17 protein-coding genes and 1 riboswitch are annotated in these 15,027 nt (G+C 67.5%); of the genes, 6 read left to right on the top strand and 11 right to left on the bottom strand.

The annotated features are described in order from the left end of the window. Window positions 1–34 precede the first annotated feature (34 nt). Genes V9L21_RS11780 through V9L21_RS11825 form a run of 10 tightly spaced genes read right to left on the bottom strand, consistent with a single transcriptional unit; the run spans window position 35 to window position 8,944 of the window. Entirely contained in the window at window positions 35–766 is a 732-nt protein-coding gene (locus V9L21_RS11780; RefSeq protein WP_337312024.1) for an LrgB family protein, read from the bottom strand. Beyond that, window positions 763–1,116: a CidA/LrgA family protein gene (locus V9L21_RS11785; protein WP_157616725.1), complete on the bottom strand. Its 354-nt coding sequence runs from the start codon at window positions 1,114–1,116 to the stop codon at window positions 763–765. The genes V9L21_RS11780 and V9L21_RS11785 overlap by 4 nt, the downstream gene beginning before the upstream one ends. 29 nt (window positions 1,117–1,145) lie before the next feature. Further along, the gene (locus tag V9L21_RS11790) at window positions 1,146–2,165 is read right to left on the bottom strand and encodes an aminotransferase class I/II-fold pyridoxal phosphate-dependent enzyme (protein WP_337312026.1); all 1,020 of its coding nucleotides are present in this window, start codon (window positions 2,163–2,165) and stop codon (window positions 1,146–1,148) included. Next, window positions 2,162–3,103 carry an adenosylcobinamide-phosphate synthase CbiB gene (gene cbiB, locus V9L21_RS11795; RefSeq protein WP_443304710.1) on the bottom strand — a complete coding sequence of 314 codons (942 nt, stop codon included), beginning with the start codon at window positions 3,101–3,103 and terminating at the stop codon, window positions 2,162–2,164. Before cbiB ends, V9L21_RS11790 begins: the two co-directional genes overlap by 4 nt. Window positions 3,104–3,107: 4 nt before the next feature. Then, on the bottom strand, window positions 3,108–3,677 hold the full coding sequence (cobO, locus tag V9L21_RS11800) for a cob(I)yrinic acid a,c-diamide adenosyltransferase (protein ID WP_281151129.1): 570 nt from the start codon (window positions 3,675–3,677) through the stop codon (window positions 3,108–3,110). 21 nt (window positions 3,678–3,698) lie between these two features. Then, complete coding sequence (locus V9L21_RS11805; RefSeq protein WP_337312029.1) at window positions 3,699–4,481, bottom strand: ABC transporter ATP-binding protein; 783 nt, start codon at window positions 4,479–4,481, stop codon at window positions 3,699–3,701. After that, entirely contained in the window at window positions 4,478–5,488 is a 1,011-nt protein-coding gene (locus V9L21_RS11810; protein ID WP_337312031.1) for a FecCD family ABC transporter permease, read from the bottom strand. Before V9L21_RS11810 ends, V9L21_RS11805 begins: the two co-directional genes overlap by 4 nt. A gap of 22 nt (window positions 5,489–5,510) precedes the next feature. Next, window positions 5,511–6,383 (bottom strand): ABC transporter substrate-binding protein, encoded by an 873-nt coding sequence (locus V9L21_RS11815; RefSeq protein WP_443304713.1) that lies wholly within the window; start codon window positions 6,381–6,383, stop codon window positions 5,511–5,513. Beyond that, the gene (gene cobU / locus V9L21_RS11820; RefSeq protein WP_337312243.1) at window positions 6,380–6,958 is read right to left on the bottom strand and encodes a bifunctional adenosylcobinamide kinase/adenosylcobinamide-phosphate guanylyltransferase; all 579 of its coding nucleotides are present in this window, start codon (window positions 6,956–6,958) and stop codon (window positions 6,380–6,382) included. The genes V9L21_RS11815 and cobU overlap by 4 nt, the downstream gene beginning before the upstream one ends. A gap of 42 nt (window positions 6,959–7,000) precedes the next feature. Then, the gene (locus V9L21_RS11825) at window positions 7,001–8,944 is read right to left on the bottom strand and encodes a TonB-dependent receptor domain-containing protein (protein WP_337312033.1); all 1,944 of its coding nucleotides are present in this window, start codon (window positions 8,942–8,944) and stop codon (window positions 7,001–7,003) included. Between the two features lie 93 nt (window positions 8,945–9,037). After that, window positions 9,038–9,284: riboswitch (cobalamin riboswitch) on the bottom strand. A 161-nt stretch (window positions 9,285–9,445) separates the two neighbouring features. On the opposite strand from V9L21_RS11825, the gene V9L21_RS11830 reads away from it, so the two are divergent. The 4 genes from V9L21_RS11830 to V9L21_RS11845 all read left to right on the top strand — a co-directional run bounded on the left by V9L21_RS11830 (window position 9,446) and on the right by V9L21_RS11845 (window position 11,655). Continuing rightward, complete coding sequence (locus V9L21_RS11830; protein ID WP_093023459.1) at window positions 9,446–9,670, top strand: DUF904 domain-containing protein; 225 nt, start codon at window positions 9,446–9,448, stop codon at window positions 9,668–9,670. After that, the gene (locus V9L21_RS11835) at window positions 9,667–10,020 is read left to right on the top strand and encodes a cell division protein ZapA (protein ID WP_337312035.1); all 354 of its coding nucleotides are present in this window, start codon (window positions 9,667–9,669) and stop codon (window positions 10,018–10,020) included. The genes V9L21_RS11830 and V9L21_RS11835 overlap by 4 nt, the downstream gene beginning before the upstream one ends. Before the next feature lie 282 nt (window positions 10,021–10,302). Then, a complete protein-coding gene (locus V9L21_RS11840; protein ID WP_157614262.1) occupies window positions 10,303–11,124 on the top strand; it encodes a sulfite exporter TauE/SafE family protein in 822 nt (273 codons plus the stop codon). Window positions 11,125–11,229: 105 nt separating this feature from the next. Beyond that, on the top strand, window positions 11,230–11,655 hold the full coding sequence (locus V9L21_RS11845) for a universal stress protein (protein WP_126749671.1): 426 nt from the start codon (window positions 11,230–11,232) through the stop codon (window positions 11,653–11,655). A 33-nt stretch (window positions 11,656–11,688) separates the two neighbouring features. Here V9L21_RS11845 and V9L21_RS11850 read toward each other — a convergent pair whose 3' ends face one another. Then, window positions 11,689–12,651, bottom strand: coding sequence for a helix-turn-helix domain-containing protein (locus tag V9L21_RS11850; protein ID WP_337312038.1), 963 nt, complete (start codon window positions 12,649–12,651; stop codon window positions 11,689–11,691). A 179-nt stretch (window positions 12,652–12,830) separates the two neighbouring features. On the opposite strand from V9L21_RS11850, the gene V9L21_RS11855 reads away from it, so the two are divergent. Together V9L21_RS11855 and V9L21_RS11860 are read left to right on the top strand one after the other, a co-directional pair. Next, complete coding sequence (locus V9L21_RS11855) at window positions 12,831–13,877, top strand: carbon-nitrogen hydrolase family protein (protein ID WP_337312041.1); 1,047 nt, start codon at window positions 12,831–12,833, stop codon at window positions 13,875–13,877. 18 nt (window positions 13,878–13,895) lie between these two features. After that, entirely contained in the window at window positions 13,896–14,957 is a 1,062-nt protein-coding gene (locus tag V9L21_RS11860) for a phenylacetaldoxime dehydratase family protein (protein ID WP_337312043.1), read from the top strand. Window positions 14,958–15,027: the final 70 nt, after the last annotated feature.

The following is a 15,027-nucleotide window of genomic DNA, read 5'->3' on the forward strand; positions in this document are numbered from 1 at the left end:
GATGGGAGCGCCATTCTGCGTCAGAAAACCCGGGTCAGAAAACGCCCAGCAGCTTGACCAGCAACGGCACCAGCAGTGCGGTGGCGATGCCGTTCAGCCCCAGGGCCAACGCAGAAAAGGCGCCTGCCGTTTCATTCACCTGGATGGCGCGCGCGGTGCCGATGCCGTGCGCCGCCATGCCTACCGCAAAGCCGCGCACGGCCGGTTCCTTGATGCGCAGCAGGTTCAGCAGGCCAGTCGCCATGATCGCGCCCGAGATGCCCGCGACGGCGGCGGCCACGGCGGCGAGCGAGGGCAGCCCGCCGATCTTTTCGGCCACGCCCATTGCAATCGGCATGGTGGCCGACTTGGGTGCGAGCGACATCATCAATTCATGCGAGCCGCCCAGCACCCAGGCAATGCCGATGGCCGAGACAATGGCCGCGACGGAGCCCACCAGCAGCGCCACGCCGATCGGCAGCCACAGCCGGCGCAGCCGGGCGAGCTGGCCGTAGAGCGGCACGGCCAGCGCCACGGTGGCCGGGCCGATGAGGAAGTGCACGAACTTGGCGCCTTCGAAATACGTGTCGTACGGCGTGCGCGTGACGAGCAGCACCGTGACGATGACGATCACCGACACCAGCACCGGATTGACCAACGGCCTGCTGCCGCTGCGCTTGTGCAGCCACAGCGCGCCCAGGTAGGCCAGCAGCGTGAGCGACAGCCAGAGCAGCGGCGACTGCGCAAGAAAGACCCAGATCTCCGATAGCTTTGCCGGGGCGGTCATTCAGCCTCCTTGCCCGTGATGCGGATCATCCAGCGCAGCGTGAGCGCCGTCACCGTCATGGTGAAGGCCGCGCCCACGATGCCGGCCGCAAGGAACGGCAGCCACTCGCGTCCTACTCGTTCGAAATGCAGCATGACACCGGTCACCGCCGGAATGAACAGCAGCATGAGGTTGCGCAGCAGATGGCCGGAGGTCTCGCTCAATGCCTCGGGCACGGCGCCGCGCACGAGCAGCGCGACGAACAGCAGCAGCATGCCGATCAGAGGACCGGGAATCGGCAGGGACAGCCACTGCACGAGCAGTTCGCCGGCCAGTTGGCAAAGAAAGAGCGTGGTGATGGCGTAGAGCATGGTGGCGATGGATTCCTGCTTGCGTCCGTTCAATGTTCGGCTGCTTTTGCCGCCCGTGTCCATGCCTCTTTGAGGGCCTGCTGGCTTTGCGGCGGCAACACGCCCAGCCGCACGTGGCCCGGCAGGCCGAAGGATGCACAGTCGCGCAGTTTGATGCCTTCGGCGCGCAATTCTGCGGCGAGCTTCGGATACGGCACATCGGTGCGCGCGCAGAAAAAGTTGGCGTCGCTCGGCAGGCAATCCCATCCCAGCGATTCGCAGAGGGTGCGCTGCTGCGCCTTCCATGCTCGCAAGGTGTTCAGGCTTTGCGCGAGCCACGCCTGGGCTTCGTCGCCGGCCCAGGCTTCGAGCAGCGCCACGCCGTGCGTGCCGATGGGCCATGAAGGTGACAGTTGCTCGATGCGTTGATTCAGGGCCGCGGCCTTGTCGTTTTCGGGTGCGATGGCATAGGCAGCGCGAACGCCCGTCAAGCCCATCGCCTTGTTCGGCGTCCAAACTTGCCAGACGCGGTTGCGCTGTGCGGCGTCGAACGACGGCCGGCCTTCGAGACGCAGCGGCTCGTAGGCCATGTCGAGCACGCAGGCACCGTCTGCGTCCACGTGCGGCACCAGATCGGCCTGGCCCAGCGGGCTCGAGGGCTCGCAGCACCAGCGCAGCGCCGGCCTTCTCCGCGGTTCAGCGGTGCGCAACACCTGCAAGCCCCAGGACGATGCCGCACGCTCGTAATCGCCATAGCTGTGCAGCGGCAGGCAGACCTCCAGTCCGCCGCCCTGCGCCCACGCGGCGCTGATGCGATGGATGAATTCGCTCGCGCTTGCCGCAACTACCACGCGTTCGGCGGCCACGCCATGAAAGGCTCCCAATGTGCGGCGCAGCGACGTGTAGGCCGGGTCTGGATAGTGCGTTGCATCGGCTGCGCGCAGCGCCGCCAGAACGGCAGGGCACGGGCCCGTCGCGTTGCCGTTGGTCGAGAAATCGTGCCGCGCCGCGCCGGCCTCGTCGGGGCCGCCATGCAGCGCACGGGCTGGTGTCGTTCGTTCCAGTGTCATGCCCACCTCGCAATGGCGAAGATCGCCAATGATGCACACGCCGCCAGCGCCAGCGCGGCCCTGCCGCTCAGTTGCGCCGCGCGCTGTGTGTCGGCCGCTTCGGCGCGCCGCCCTTCCGCATTCAAGGCGTACACGCCGGGCTTGGTCAGCCGCACGCCAAGCAGCAATGCCATCGCCGCCATCGGCCACCCGCTGTTGGGCGAAGGCGTGCGGCGCGCCTCTGGCGCCAGCCCTCGCGGCCACTGCCGCGACGCGAGCGCAAGCAGCAGCACGGTGAGCCGGGCCGGCAGCCACGAAAGCACGTCGTCTGCCCGCGCGGCCCATTTGCCGAACCATGTCCAGTCGCGGCCACCGCGCTCGCCGCGGTAGCCCCACATGGCATCGGCCGTGTTCGCGAAGCGATAGACCGCGGCGCCCGGCAAGCCCAGCAGCACAAACCAGAACAGCGGGGCGACCAGCGAATCGTTGAGGTTCTCGGCCAGCGACTCGATGGCGCTTTCGCGCACTTCGCTTTCGCTGAGCATGGAGACGTCCCGGCTCACCAACCGGGCGAGCTGCGCACGGCCCGCCTCCAGCGACACCGCGAGCGCCGCCTCCACGGCCAGCACTTCATTGCGCAGCATGCGCCATGCAAAGAGCGGCTTCAGTGCGAGCGCGATCACTACGGCAGTTGCCCAGCCGGGCAGCCATTGCAGTGCGGTTGCCTGCACCGTCAGGGCCATGGCGCCAACGACCATTGCACCAACGCACCAGGCCAGCGCGCCCTTCAGGAACAGCGGCAGATCGCGCGGCCTTGCATCGGTCGCGAGCGGCGCGAGGCGGGAGCCGAACCAGCCAAGGTAGTGCCCCATCCACACCACGGGATGCCAGCGCGCCGCCGGCTCGCCCAGCCAACGGTCGATGGCCAGCGCAAGCCACAAGGCGGCTGCGGCAGCCAATGGCTCAATCCTCGATGCCGCGCTGCGCGGGAATCCCGGCCTTGAAGGCGTGCTTGACCATGGTCATGTCGGTCACGGTGTCGGCCAGCTCGACGATCTCGGGCGGGCAGCGACGGCCGGTGAGCACCACGTGCACATGCTTCGGCCGCTCGCGCAGTGTTTCGAGCACGCCTTCGAGCGGCAGCCAGCCGTAGATCAGCGGATAGGTGATCTCGTCGAGCACCACCAGGAAGAACTCGCCCGAAAGAATGGCCGCCCTGGCCTTTTCCCAGCCGTCGCGCGCCAGCTGGCCCGAACGCTCCAGGTCCTGGCTTTTCCAGCTGAAGCCGTCGCCCAGGCCTTCAATGGGAATGCCGATCTGCTCGAACATGCGGTGCTCGCCGAAACGTGCCGAGGGCACTTTCATGAACTGGTAGATCTTCACGGCCTTGCCGCGCCCGTGGGCGCGCAGCGCCAGGCCGAAGGCAGCCGTGCTCTTGCCCTTGCCGTCACCGGTGTTGACGATGACGATGCCGCGGCGTTCGCCTTCGGGTTTGTCGTAGGGCTTGTCGCTGGGGGGAGTTTCGATCTGCATGGTGTGGGGTTCTGAAGTCGTTCAATTCGGCAATGCAATCCACTGGTCCGCCACGCGATGCACGCGAATGCGATGGTCGAACACCTGCTCGAGCGCTGCGTGGGTGGCCGGGTCGCTGCTGCCGCCGTGGTGCACCACGCGGCCATGGTTCATCACGACCAGTTCGTCGGCCGCAAGTGCCATCGGCAGTTCGTGCAGCACGCTGACCACGGTGCGGCCTTCGGCCACCAGGGCACGCGCGGTCTGCATCCAGTCGGCCTGGTGGGGCGGATCCAGGTTGGCGAGCGGCTCGTCCATGAGCAGCAGCTCGGCCTCGACCGCGAGCGCGCGCGCCATCAGCACGCGCTGCCGTTCGCCGCCGGAGAGCTGGCCCAACGGCCGCTCGCGCCACTCCCAGGCCTGCGTGCTGCGCAATGCGCGCTCCACGGCCTCGCGGTCTTCCGCGCTCGGTGCGGCAAGCCAGCGCTGGTGCGGCAGGCGGCCGAGCATCGCAATGTCGTAGACCATCAGGTCGTCGGCGCTGCCCTCGCCCGCCGCGCCGCTCTGGCCCAGCCATGAAAGGCGCTGTGCGCGAATGCGGCCCGGCACCTTGGCCGCGGGCTCGCCAAAAAGGAAAACCTCGCCACGGTGCGGCAGCAAGCCCGCAAGCGCCTTGAGCAAGGTCGACTTGCCCGCGCCATTCGGCCCGACGATGCTGGTCCACCGCGCGGCGCCCAGCTTCAGGTCGATGCCGTGCAGCACCTCGGTGCTGCCGAGCGTGGCGCTCAAGCCGCGTGCCTCGAGCGCGGAAGTGCGGCCGCTCATGCCACGCCTCCCCGCGCGCTGCGCCTGTGCATCAGCCACAGCAGGTAGCTGCCGCCGAGCACGGCTGTGAGCACGCCCACCGGTAGTTCCTGCGGGGCGATGAGCCAGCGCGCCGCCAGGTCGGCGGACATCAACAGCAGCCCGCCCATGGCCGTCGATAGCACGATCAACCCGGCATGCGTGGTCTTGACGACCGAGCGCACGAGGTGCGGCGAGGCAAGGCCCACGAAGGCGATCAGGCCCGTTTGCGCCACGGCCGCGCCGGTGGCCAGCGCGAGCACCACCACCAGCGCGGCGCGCATGGCGCCCAGCGGCAGGCCAAGGCTCCTTGCAGTTGCCTCGCCCAATGAAAGGCTGTCGAGCACCGGCGCAAGCGCCCAGCCCAGCAGAAGGCACACCACGCCGGCAGCCGCCATCACGGCGCATGCGCTCCAGCCGATCAACCCGGTGCTGCCGAGAATGAAGCCCTGGATGGCCTGCAGGACATCGGCCGACGCGATGGTGATCAGGTCCTTGGCGGCTCCGAGCACCACGCCGACGATCACGCCCGCCAGCAGCAGCCGAAGCGTCTGCTGCACGCCGCGCGCGAGCAGCAGCGTGAGCATCACCGCGAGCACCGCCCCGACGAAAGCTGCGCCGGTAAGGCCAAGGCGCAGTGCCCACTGCATGTTTGCAACCGAGCCGCCGAACAGCATGAGCGCCACCGCCACGCCAAGCGAAGCACCCGATGCGCTGCCGAGCAGATAAGGATCGGCCAGCGGATTGCGAAACAGCCCCTGCGCCACCGCGCCCGCGAGACCGAGCAGCGCCCCTGCGAGCCAGGCGCCGAGCGTGCGCGGCAGCCGGATGTCCCACACGATCTGCAGTGCCACCGGATCGCGCCATGCCGCCAGCAGGCTTTCGAAGCCGGTGCTGCCGATGCCCAGCCCGAGCAGCGCGAACGCAATGCCCAAGCCAAGCAAGGCAATGCCGAAGAGCCAGACCCTGCGCTGATGGTGCGTGTGCATGACGGAGAATTCTTGCGGCTTTTCAGCCGGACTTTTCCGTCAGACAGCGTGCCATCAAACGCGCCGCCTCGTCCATGCGCGGGCCGGGGCGCACGAGCACGTCGGACTCGTCGGCGCTGAAGCGGCAGATGCGGCCTTCGCGCACTGCGCGGATGCCGCCCCAACCCGGGCGCTGCTCCAGCCCCTGCGCGCTGCGCACGCTGACCATGATGAGGTCAGGATTGGCGCGCACCACGTATTCGGGGTTGAGCTTGGGAAACGGGCCGAGCGACGCAGGCACGATGTTCTTCGCGCCCAGCCGCGTGAGCGTTTCGCCGATGAACGACGACTCGCCGGCCGCAAACGGCGCGCTGTTGACCTCGAAGTAAACGCGCAGGCCCTTCGCGCGGTCGGGCAGCGACTGGGCCGCCGCCGAGACGCTGGCATCGATCACGCGCCACACGTTCGGCGCCTCGCGGGTGCCAAGCACCTGGTCTAGCTTGCCGAGCACGCGCTGCACGTCGGCATGGCTCTTGGGCTCGAGCACCACCACCTTGAGGCCGAGAGCCTCGAGCCGCTGCGTCACGCGGGACGACTTGGCAAGCAGCACCGCGTCGGGCCGCAGCGCCACGATGGCCTCGACATTGGGGTCGAGCCCTCCGCCCAGTTGCGGCAACGCGCGCACCGCACTCGGCGAGTTGGAATAGTTGTCGACACCCACCAGCCGCGAGCAGGCGCCGAGCGCGCAGACTCCTTCGGTCAACGACGGCAGCAGCGTGACGATGCGTTGCGGCGGCTGCGGCAGCGTCACGGTAACGCCGCGCTCGTCCGTTACTTCCACGGCGTGCGCGGCCAGCGAAAGAACACCAAGGCCGAGTACCGCGGAAAAAAATCGAATCCAGTGCTTCATCTTCATGCGGCGGGCGCCTTCAAGGTCAACGGCAGCCCGGCCGCCATCAGCGTGACACGATGGCATGCGGCTGCCACTTCCTGGTTCATGCGGCCCAGCGTATCGACGAAGGCACGCGTCTCCCGGCCGAGCGGAATCACGCCCAGCCCGATTTCGTTGCCGACCAGCACCACCGGCCCGCGTGCCTCTCGCAGCGCGATGAGCAGCATCGCGACGTGCGCCGCGGGCGTGCGCGTGGCCGGCTTTGCGCCCTCGGAGCGCAGCGGCATCAGCAGGTTGGTAAGCCACAGCGTGAGGCAGTCGACCACCACCAGCGTTTCGGGCGCGCTTTCGGAGACGATGGCGCGCGCCAGCTCCACCGGCTCTTCCACGGTGCGCATGGCTGGCACGCGGCGGGCGCGGTCGGCCTGGTGGCGCGCGATGCGCTCGCGCATCTCGTCGTCGAATGCTTGGGCGGTGGCTATGAGCACGGCGCGGCGCGTAGCGGGCGCCTCGGCCATCCAGTCGATGGCGCGCTGCTCGGCGCGGCGCGACTTGCCGCTCTTCTGGCCCCCGAGGATGAATTCATGCGCAATGGTCATGGCCATCTTTCTTCCTTCGGGGTTGCCGGCGGCAAGGCTTGCTTAATGCGGCGTCCACTTCAGGCCGATGTAGGCGTTGCGGCCGCCGGTGGCGTAGCCGCGTGCCAGCGTGTAGTCCTTGTCGCCCACATTGTCGACGCGCGCCACCAGGCCGATGTCGCGCGTGATCTGCGTGCTGGCCACCAGGTTCAACACGGTATAGCCGCTCAGCGTGCGGGTGTTGGCCGCATCGTCGAAGCGCTTGCTCGACGATTGCACCTCGGCGCCCAGCGTCCAGCCGGCAACGCGCCAGTCGGCGCCCAGCGTGCCATGGCGGCGCGCGCGGCGTGCGAGCAGGTTGTCGGTTTCCAGGTCGCGCGGATCCTGGAAGTCCACTGATGCGCGCAGCGTCACGTCGCCGATGCGGTGGCCGCCCGAAAGCGTGATGCCCCGGTAGCGCGCACGCGCCGTGCTGGCGTAGCAGCCAAAGCCCGAATCGCAATTCGTGGCCCCGCCGTCGAACACGATCAGGTCGTTGACGCGGTTCTGGTACACGACGATGCCCGCATGCGTGCCGCCGTCGGCGTATTGCAAGCCAAGCTCGACGTTGCGGCTCGACTCCGGCTTGAGGGTCGGCGTGCCGTATTCGCTGAAGCGCTGGTACAGCGTGGGTGCGCGGAATGCGGTTCCGGCCGACACGGTGGCGCGCAGCTTGGGCGTGATGGCGTAGCCGTAGGCGGCGCTGCCGGTGGTCTTGCCGCCAAATTCGCTGTCGTCGTCATGCCGCACATGCAGTTGGAGCGAATGCGCGCCCTGCACGAAGCCGTAGCCTAGCGAAACCGCGTCCTGCGAGCGCTTGCGCGAAAGCAGGCCGGTGAAGGTGGTGGGCGCGTTCTCGAGCGCGTCTTCACGGCGCTCGAGGGTGGCCGTTACCAGATGCGGGCCGAAGCGCAATTCGTTCTGGAACAGGTAGCCGCGAAGATTCGTCTCGGTGCGGTAGAACGAAGGCTGTGTCTTGTAGACCGATTGCGAATCGGTCACCTGCACGCGCGTGCTGTAGATGTCGTTCCACTTGGCAGACCACGAAAGCCCCGCCGTGCGCAGCGTGTTCTGCGAAACGTCGTTGGTAAACCGGATCGGCGGCCGCGTCCTGGTGCTCACCGGCGAGTCGTAGCCCGCTTCGGTGTCGCTGTAGAGCAGCGTGGCCTCGAGCCGCTGGGCCGGGTTGATCTGGTAGCCGAGCCGCAGGTTGCCCGAGTCGTTGCGGTATGCGTCGCGGTCGGGGTCGGTCAGGCCGTCCCTGGAGGGCGTGCGCTTTTCGATAGGCAGCGCGTTGAAGCCCTTGCTCTCTTCATGCGCAACACCCAGCGAATAGTCGAACGCGCCCGACTTCCCGCTCACGCCCGCTTCCGCCTTGCGAAGGCCGTGGCTGCCGAAGCCCACACCCGCATAGGGCGCCACGCCTTCTTCGCCGCGGCGGGTAAAGAGCTGGACCACGCCGCCCACGGCGTCGGAGCCGTACACCGCCGCAGCGGGGCCGCGCAGCACTTCGATGCGGTCGATCTGCGCAAGGGGAATGCCTTCCCAGCCGGCGCCGCCGGTCGATTGCGAGTCGATACGCACGCCGTCGATGTACACGGCGGTGAAGCGCGTGTCGGCGCCGCGGATGAACAGGCTGGTGGTGCTGCCCAGGCCGCCGTTGCGCGTCATCTCGATGCCGGGCAGGCGCGCCAGCACGTCCGCCACGCCGACGGCACCGCTGCGCTCGATGGTCTGGCGGTCGATGATGGACACGTCGCCCACCAGATCCGACAGGGCCTGCGGCGTGCGGTTGGCCGTGACCACGGTTTCGCCCAGCGCGGGCGCCTCTTGCTGGGCGTGCGCTGCCGAGGGCAGCTGCATCAGTGCCAGGCCGCCGAAAGCGGAAGCCAGCGCGAGCGGCAGGCAGGCAAGGCGACGACGGCGCGCGGGAGCACGGCCGAGGGAAAGGGAAACGCAGGAAATCATGAATGGACCGAACGAACGTCTATGCCCGTCGCCGGCCTCCCCGCCAGCGTTTGGGCGCAATGGCTGCTTCATGCGCGCGAATCGATCGCGCATGCGGCAGCCGCCTCGTTGGCCGGTATCCGGGCTGGCAGTGCGACCTCACCGCCTTCCCAGGCGCCTGTTTCAGGGCGCCCAGTGGCTTGATGGATGAGGTTGACGCGCATGGCGTCGACTGCTTGACCGTTGCGGGGGCAGCGCAGGCGGCTTCGGCCTTGTCCCGCTTCCGGGGGCGTTCACTCCTGCTTCCCGTTGAACCGCGGCGTGTGAACCACGACGCAGGCACCAACGGGCGGGATTCTAGGGCCTCTCGCAGGCGCAGTAAGCCAAAAGTTGCGCAGCCTGTTGCCGGCCTGCTCCGGAAAGTTTGGAAAGAGCAACGCGCAGGCCGCAGAATCCGTCCCGGTCCCACGCGGCGTTCAGCGCCATGGGGACCGCCTCCCTGGGAAACTACAATCGCCAACCATGCCCGCTTCCAGCCCCATCGACCAGATCGCCGAGCGTGTGGAACGCCTGCTCGTGCGTCATGAAGAGGTGCAGCGCACCAATGCGCTGCTGCAGGAGCAGGTCGAAGCGCTCACGCGCGAGCGCGATGCGCTGAAGTCGCGGCTCGCCGCGGCCCGCACCCGCCTCGACGCCCTGCTCGAGCGGCTGCCGGCCGAACCACCTTCCGAAGATTCCCCCGCATGAAGCAGATTGAAGTTCAGATCATGGGCCAGAGCTATCTGCTCGGCTGCCCCGAAGGCGGCGAGGCGCAGTTGCGCGAGGCCGTCGACCGGGTGGACGCGGCCATGTGCAAGATCCGCGATGCCGGCAAGGTGAAGGCGCGCGACCGCATTGCCGTGCTTGCTTCGCTCAACTTGGCCTTCGACCTGGCCGCGCAGCAGGCCGCCGCGGCAGCCGCACCGGCATCTGCGGCCGCCCCGGCAATCGCTGTGCCCGCGGTAGCCGCGGCAGAGGCCGGCGAGGACGACGCCAAGGCCGCCCAGCTCATTCAGAAACTCGATCAAGCCCTTGCGGGCGATGACCATTTACTCTGAACAGAGGCGCCCGGCCCGCGGGGGGCGTAAAATCCGAACTGTCTGCGGTGCGCGTCGGGCTTAATATTTCCTTGTTCCAATGCTCTCCGGAGCCGGGCTTGGTACATCGCTTGGCGGGCGTGATCATCTCGCGTCAGATGAACCCGAAGCCTTGCTGCCCTCGCCCACCTGAACCCTGGTTCAGGATGCGGGTTCGGCGCCCACTTGCAGACACCTTTTTCCGTTCAAACGGCCCCGGCATGCGCTGCACGGGGCCGTTGCTTTTTTTCAAGGCTCCGCTGCGTGAACTCCCTGCTCGACCCCCTCCTGATCGCCGAATTGGCCGCACTCGGCCTGGGCACCGGTTTTCTGGCGGGCTTGCTCGGCATTGGGGGCGGAATGCTCATGGTGCCGTTCATCACCATCATCATGGGGCACCGCGGGGTGGCTTCCGACCTGGCTGTGAAGATGGCCATTGCCACCTCGATGGCGACGATCATCTTCACTTCGGTGTCGAGCGTGCGGGCGCACCACAAGCGCGGCGCGGTGCGCTGGGACATCGTGCGGCGCCTGGCGCCCGGCATTGTCATCGGCAGCCTGCTGGGCAGCCTGGGCGTGTTCGCGCTGCTCAAGGGCACCGTGCTGGCCATCGTGTTCGCACTGTTCGTGGGCTTCTCGGCCACGCAGATGTTTCTTGACCGCAAGCCCAAGCCCACGCGGCAGATGCCGGGTACGGCGGGCCAGCTGTCGGCAGGCGGCGCCATCGGTTTCATCTCGGGGCTGGTGGGCGCAGGCGGCGGCTTCGTCAGCGTGCCGTTCATGACGTGGTGCAACATCTCCATTCACAACGCCGTGGCCACCAGCGCCGCGCTCGGCTTTCCGATTGCGGTGGCCAACGTGCTGGGCTATGTGGTGAGCGGACAGTCGGTGCAGGGCCTGCCCGATGGTGCCTTCGGCTACATCTGGCTTCCGGCGCTCGCGGTCATTGCGGTGTGCAGCGTGCTTACGGCTCCGCTGGGCGCCAAGGCGGCCCACAACCTGCCGGTAAAAAAGCTCAAGCGCGTGTTCGCGAGCATCCTGTACCTGCTGGCCGCCTACATGCTCTGGAAGGGGCTGCAGGGCTGAGCCAGCGCGCAGCTTCGCACACTGCGCGGCTGTTGAAGTGAAAGCCCCTTGGGTCTCGGGTGAGACCCGTTGCGGCAGGCAAGCGCGGGCCGTATAACCGGCCTCATGAAAATCCTCATCGCAGTCGACGGCAGCGCCTATACGCAAAAGGCGCTCAACTACCTGCTCGCCAACCGCGCCATGTTCGTGGACGGGCATGAGCTGGTCATCGTGCATGTGTGTACCGGCGTCCACGGCCATGTGGCGCGCCACCTGAGCAAACAGGTGGTCGACGACTACTACGCTGAAGAAAGCGCCAAGGTGCTCGACCCCGTGAAGGCATTGCTCGCGCAGAACAACGTGAGCAACTTCACCGTCGACCAGCGCCACGGCCATGCGGCCGAGGAAATCCTCAAGTCGGCAACTGCCGCGCATGCCCAGCTGATTGTGCTGGGCACCCACGGCCACGGCATTTTTGGCCGCGCGCTGATGGGCTCGGTGGCCACCAAGGTCATTTCCGAGACCGACACGTCAGTGCTGCTGGTGCAGTAATCCGGCGAAGGCCGCGCCCTCTGTTTTTTGTTGTTATTGAACGCGCTGCTGCCGCCACTCGCGCGGCGAGCAGCCGAAGCGTTCGCGGAATGCGCGGCTGAAGTGAGCCGCATCGTTGAAGCCGCGGCCGTAAGCAATGTCGGCCACCGGCCGGCCGGCGAGGCGCGGCTCGAGCAGATCGCGGCTGCAGGCTTCGAGCCGGCGCTCCCAGATGTACTGCGAAGGCGTGAGCGGCTCGCTCTTGAAGATGCGGTGAATGTGGCTGGCAGAAACGCCCAGTTCCGCCGCAATGCTGCCTACCGACAGCGACGGGTCTGCCAGCTGTTCGTCGATGCGTCGCTTCACGCGGGCCAGGTGGTAGGCCGTGAGGTTGCTGAGGCCCGGCGCGCGCGCCGCGGGCAGCGTTTGCAGCCCGGCGACAAGAATGCTCTGCACCCCGTTGGCCACCGCGAGTGCCGACGCAGGCTGCAAGGTGTCGATGTCTTCACGCAGCGTGCGGATCATGCCGAGCAGCAGGTGCCCCGCGCCCTCGCGTCCCGATACGGTGGTGGCCGTCAATGCTTCGGTGTCGTGCAGTTCGCCGCGCAGGCGTTCACCAGGCAGCTTGAGCACGATCTGCTCGAAGGCGTTGTCGAACAGCAGTTCATAGGGCCGGGTGCTGTCGTACAGCGCAAAGTCGCCCGCCGCCAGCACGGCGTCGCGCCCGTCCTGCCGCACCACGCCTTGGCCGCGAGCCTGAATGCTGACAAGGAAGTAATCGTCGCCCGACCGCGAAATGTGCCTCGGCGTACGCATGACCTTCTGCGGGCCTGACTTGACCACCGACACATCAAGGCTCGGCAGCGTGTGCTGGCGGATGCTGCCTTCGAAATTGCCGGAATCGTCCTTGCGCACCGCATCGCACCCGAGCTGCACGTACACGTTGCAGATCATGTCGGTCCAGTAGGCGAGCCGCTGGTCGCGCGGAACGGCATCGGTGCTGAACAACTGGTTCATCGGGGTTCCTCGGGTTTCTTCGAAAAGCCGGCATGCAACGCTGGAACAAGAACGCCGCAAGTTCGGGTCAAGGGGTTTCGCGGCGGCGAATCTACGCTTGAAGCAACCCGCATGCCACCGCGCAAACCCGGTGCGAGGTGTGCGAAGTTGTTTCACCCCCCCACTCCTGGAGACCCGCCATGCCCGCCACCGTTCACCCCAAGCTCCGCGTTGCCGCCGTGCAGGCCGCGCCCGTGTTCCTCGATCTCGACGGCACCATCGACAAGACCATCGACCTCATGGCCCAGGCGGCCGGCCAGGGCGTGAAGCTCGTCGCCTTTCCCGAGACCTGGGTGCCCGGCTACCCGTGGTGGATCTGGCTCGATTCGCCGGCCTGGGGCATGCAGTTCGTGCAGCGCTATCACGACAACGCGCTGGTCGTCGGGTCGGGCGAGTTCGACCGCATTCGCGATGCCGCGCGCAAGCACAAGATCTGGGTGTCCCTTGGCTACAGCGAAAAGGCCGCGGGCAGCCTCTACATTGCGCAGGCGCTGATCGACGACCAGGGCAACACCGTGCAGACGCGCCGCAAGCTGAAGCCCACGCACGTGGAGCGCACCGTGTTCGGCGAAGGCGATGGCTCCGACCTTGCGGTGGCCGAAACGGCCATCGGCAACATCGGGTCGCTCTCATGCTGGGAGCACCTGCAGCCGCTCAGCAAATATGCGATGTATGCACAGAACGAGCAGATCCACTGCGGCGCCTGGCCCAGCTTCTCGCTCTACCGCGGCGCGGCCTTCGCCCTCGGTGCCGAGCTCAACAATGCGGCCAGCCAGGTGTACGCGGCGGAGGGCCAATGCTTCGTCGTCGCGCCGTGCGCCACGGTTTCACAGGCGATGAGCGAACTGATGTGCACCGATGCGGGCAAGCAGCAGTTGCTGCGCGTCGGCGGCGGCTTTGCGCGCATCTACGCGCCCGACGGTTCGCCGCTCGGTACGCCCCTGGCCGAAGACCAGGAAGGGCTGGTGATCGCGGACATCGACCTTGGAATGATTGCGCTTGCCAAGGCCGCGGCCGACCCGAGCGGCCACTACTCGCGGCCCGACGTGACGCAGCTGCTGCTGAACAAGACGCGGCGCGAACCGGTGGTGCTGCAGCGTACGCCCGAGGTCGAAGGCGGTGCCTTCGAAGCCATCGTCGCCACGCCCGAGCCGGCCGCCGCGGCGCGCCAGCAGCTGGCCGCCTGAACCGGCAGGAGCCACGCCATGGAATCCGCCATTGCAGAGCACCTGAAATGCCCACGCACGCGCCACCGCCGCGTGGAGGACGATTACGCGCCGCCCTACCCCGTCTGGTCGGCACGCGCGCCGGCCGCGGTGAGGCAGGTGGTGATGGGCTACTTCGGCGTGCAGTCGCGCGGCGCCGATATGCAAGGGCGAGCTTGTGCTGCGCTGATGAAGATCGCAGCCGGCTTCGCGCTGCCCGACGGCCCGGGTCATCACGACTTCGCACACCACGTCGATGCCGACGGCTACGACAACATGATCGCCATCGCGTACTGGGACGACCCCGCAGCCCATGCACGCTGGTGCGCCGCGCCCGAGGTCGATGCATGGTGGCGCTCCGACGAGCGGCTGGCAGACGGCCTTGGCTATTTCCGCGAAACCGTTTCACCGCGCGTCGAGCACTTCGAGACCATGTTCAACACGCCGGACCGCCTCGAGGGCGTGGGCGTGGTGATGGGCGGCGTGAGCGGCGAACTGCAGGAGCACGGCTACTGGGGTTCGATGCGCGACCGCATTCCGTTGTCGCAGACCGATGCGATGGCACCTTCGGGCACGCGCGCCATCATTGCGGGCGCTCCCACGCCGGGGCAGCGCGTGCGCATCGCGGGCCACGAGAACATCGCGATGATCCGCTCCGGGCAGGAATGGGCCGACACCGCCGGCCACGAACGCACGCTCTATCTGGAAGAGATGGAACCGGTGCTGCGCGAAGGCATGGAGTTCTTGCGCGACCAGGGGCTGGGCATCGGCTGCTACTGCAACCGCTACATGCGCCATCTCGACGCCAAGGGCACGCCGCTCGAGAAATCGTTCGGCCTGAGCTTCTGGCGATCGCTCGCCGACATGGAGCGCTGGGCCGAGTCGCACCCCACGCACGTTGCGATTTTCGGCAGCTTCATGCGCTACGTGCAGGCGCTGAACTTCCAGCTGCAGCTGCGCGTGTACCACGAGGTGTCGGTGCTCAAGGCCGACGAGCAGAGCTACGAGTACATCAACTGCCACGCACGCAGCGGGCTCATGAATGGCTTGGCCAAGGCCTAGAAGACCGCGCTTCGGGCATTTGCTTTAGGATGCGCGGCCCTATTCAAGCGCAAGCAAAGGCAAGGACCGG

The organism is Variovorax sp. CCNWLW235 (assembly GCF_037204085.1).
Taxonomy (GTDB): Bacteria; Pseudomonadota; Gammaproteobacteria; order Burkholderiales; family Burkholderiaceae_C; genus Variovorax.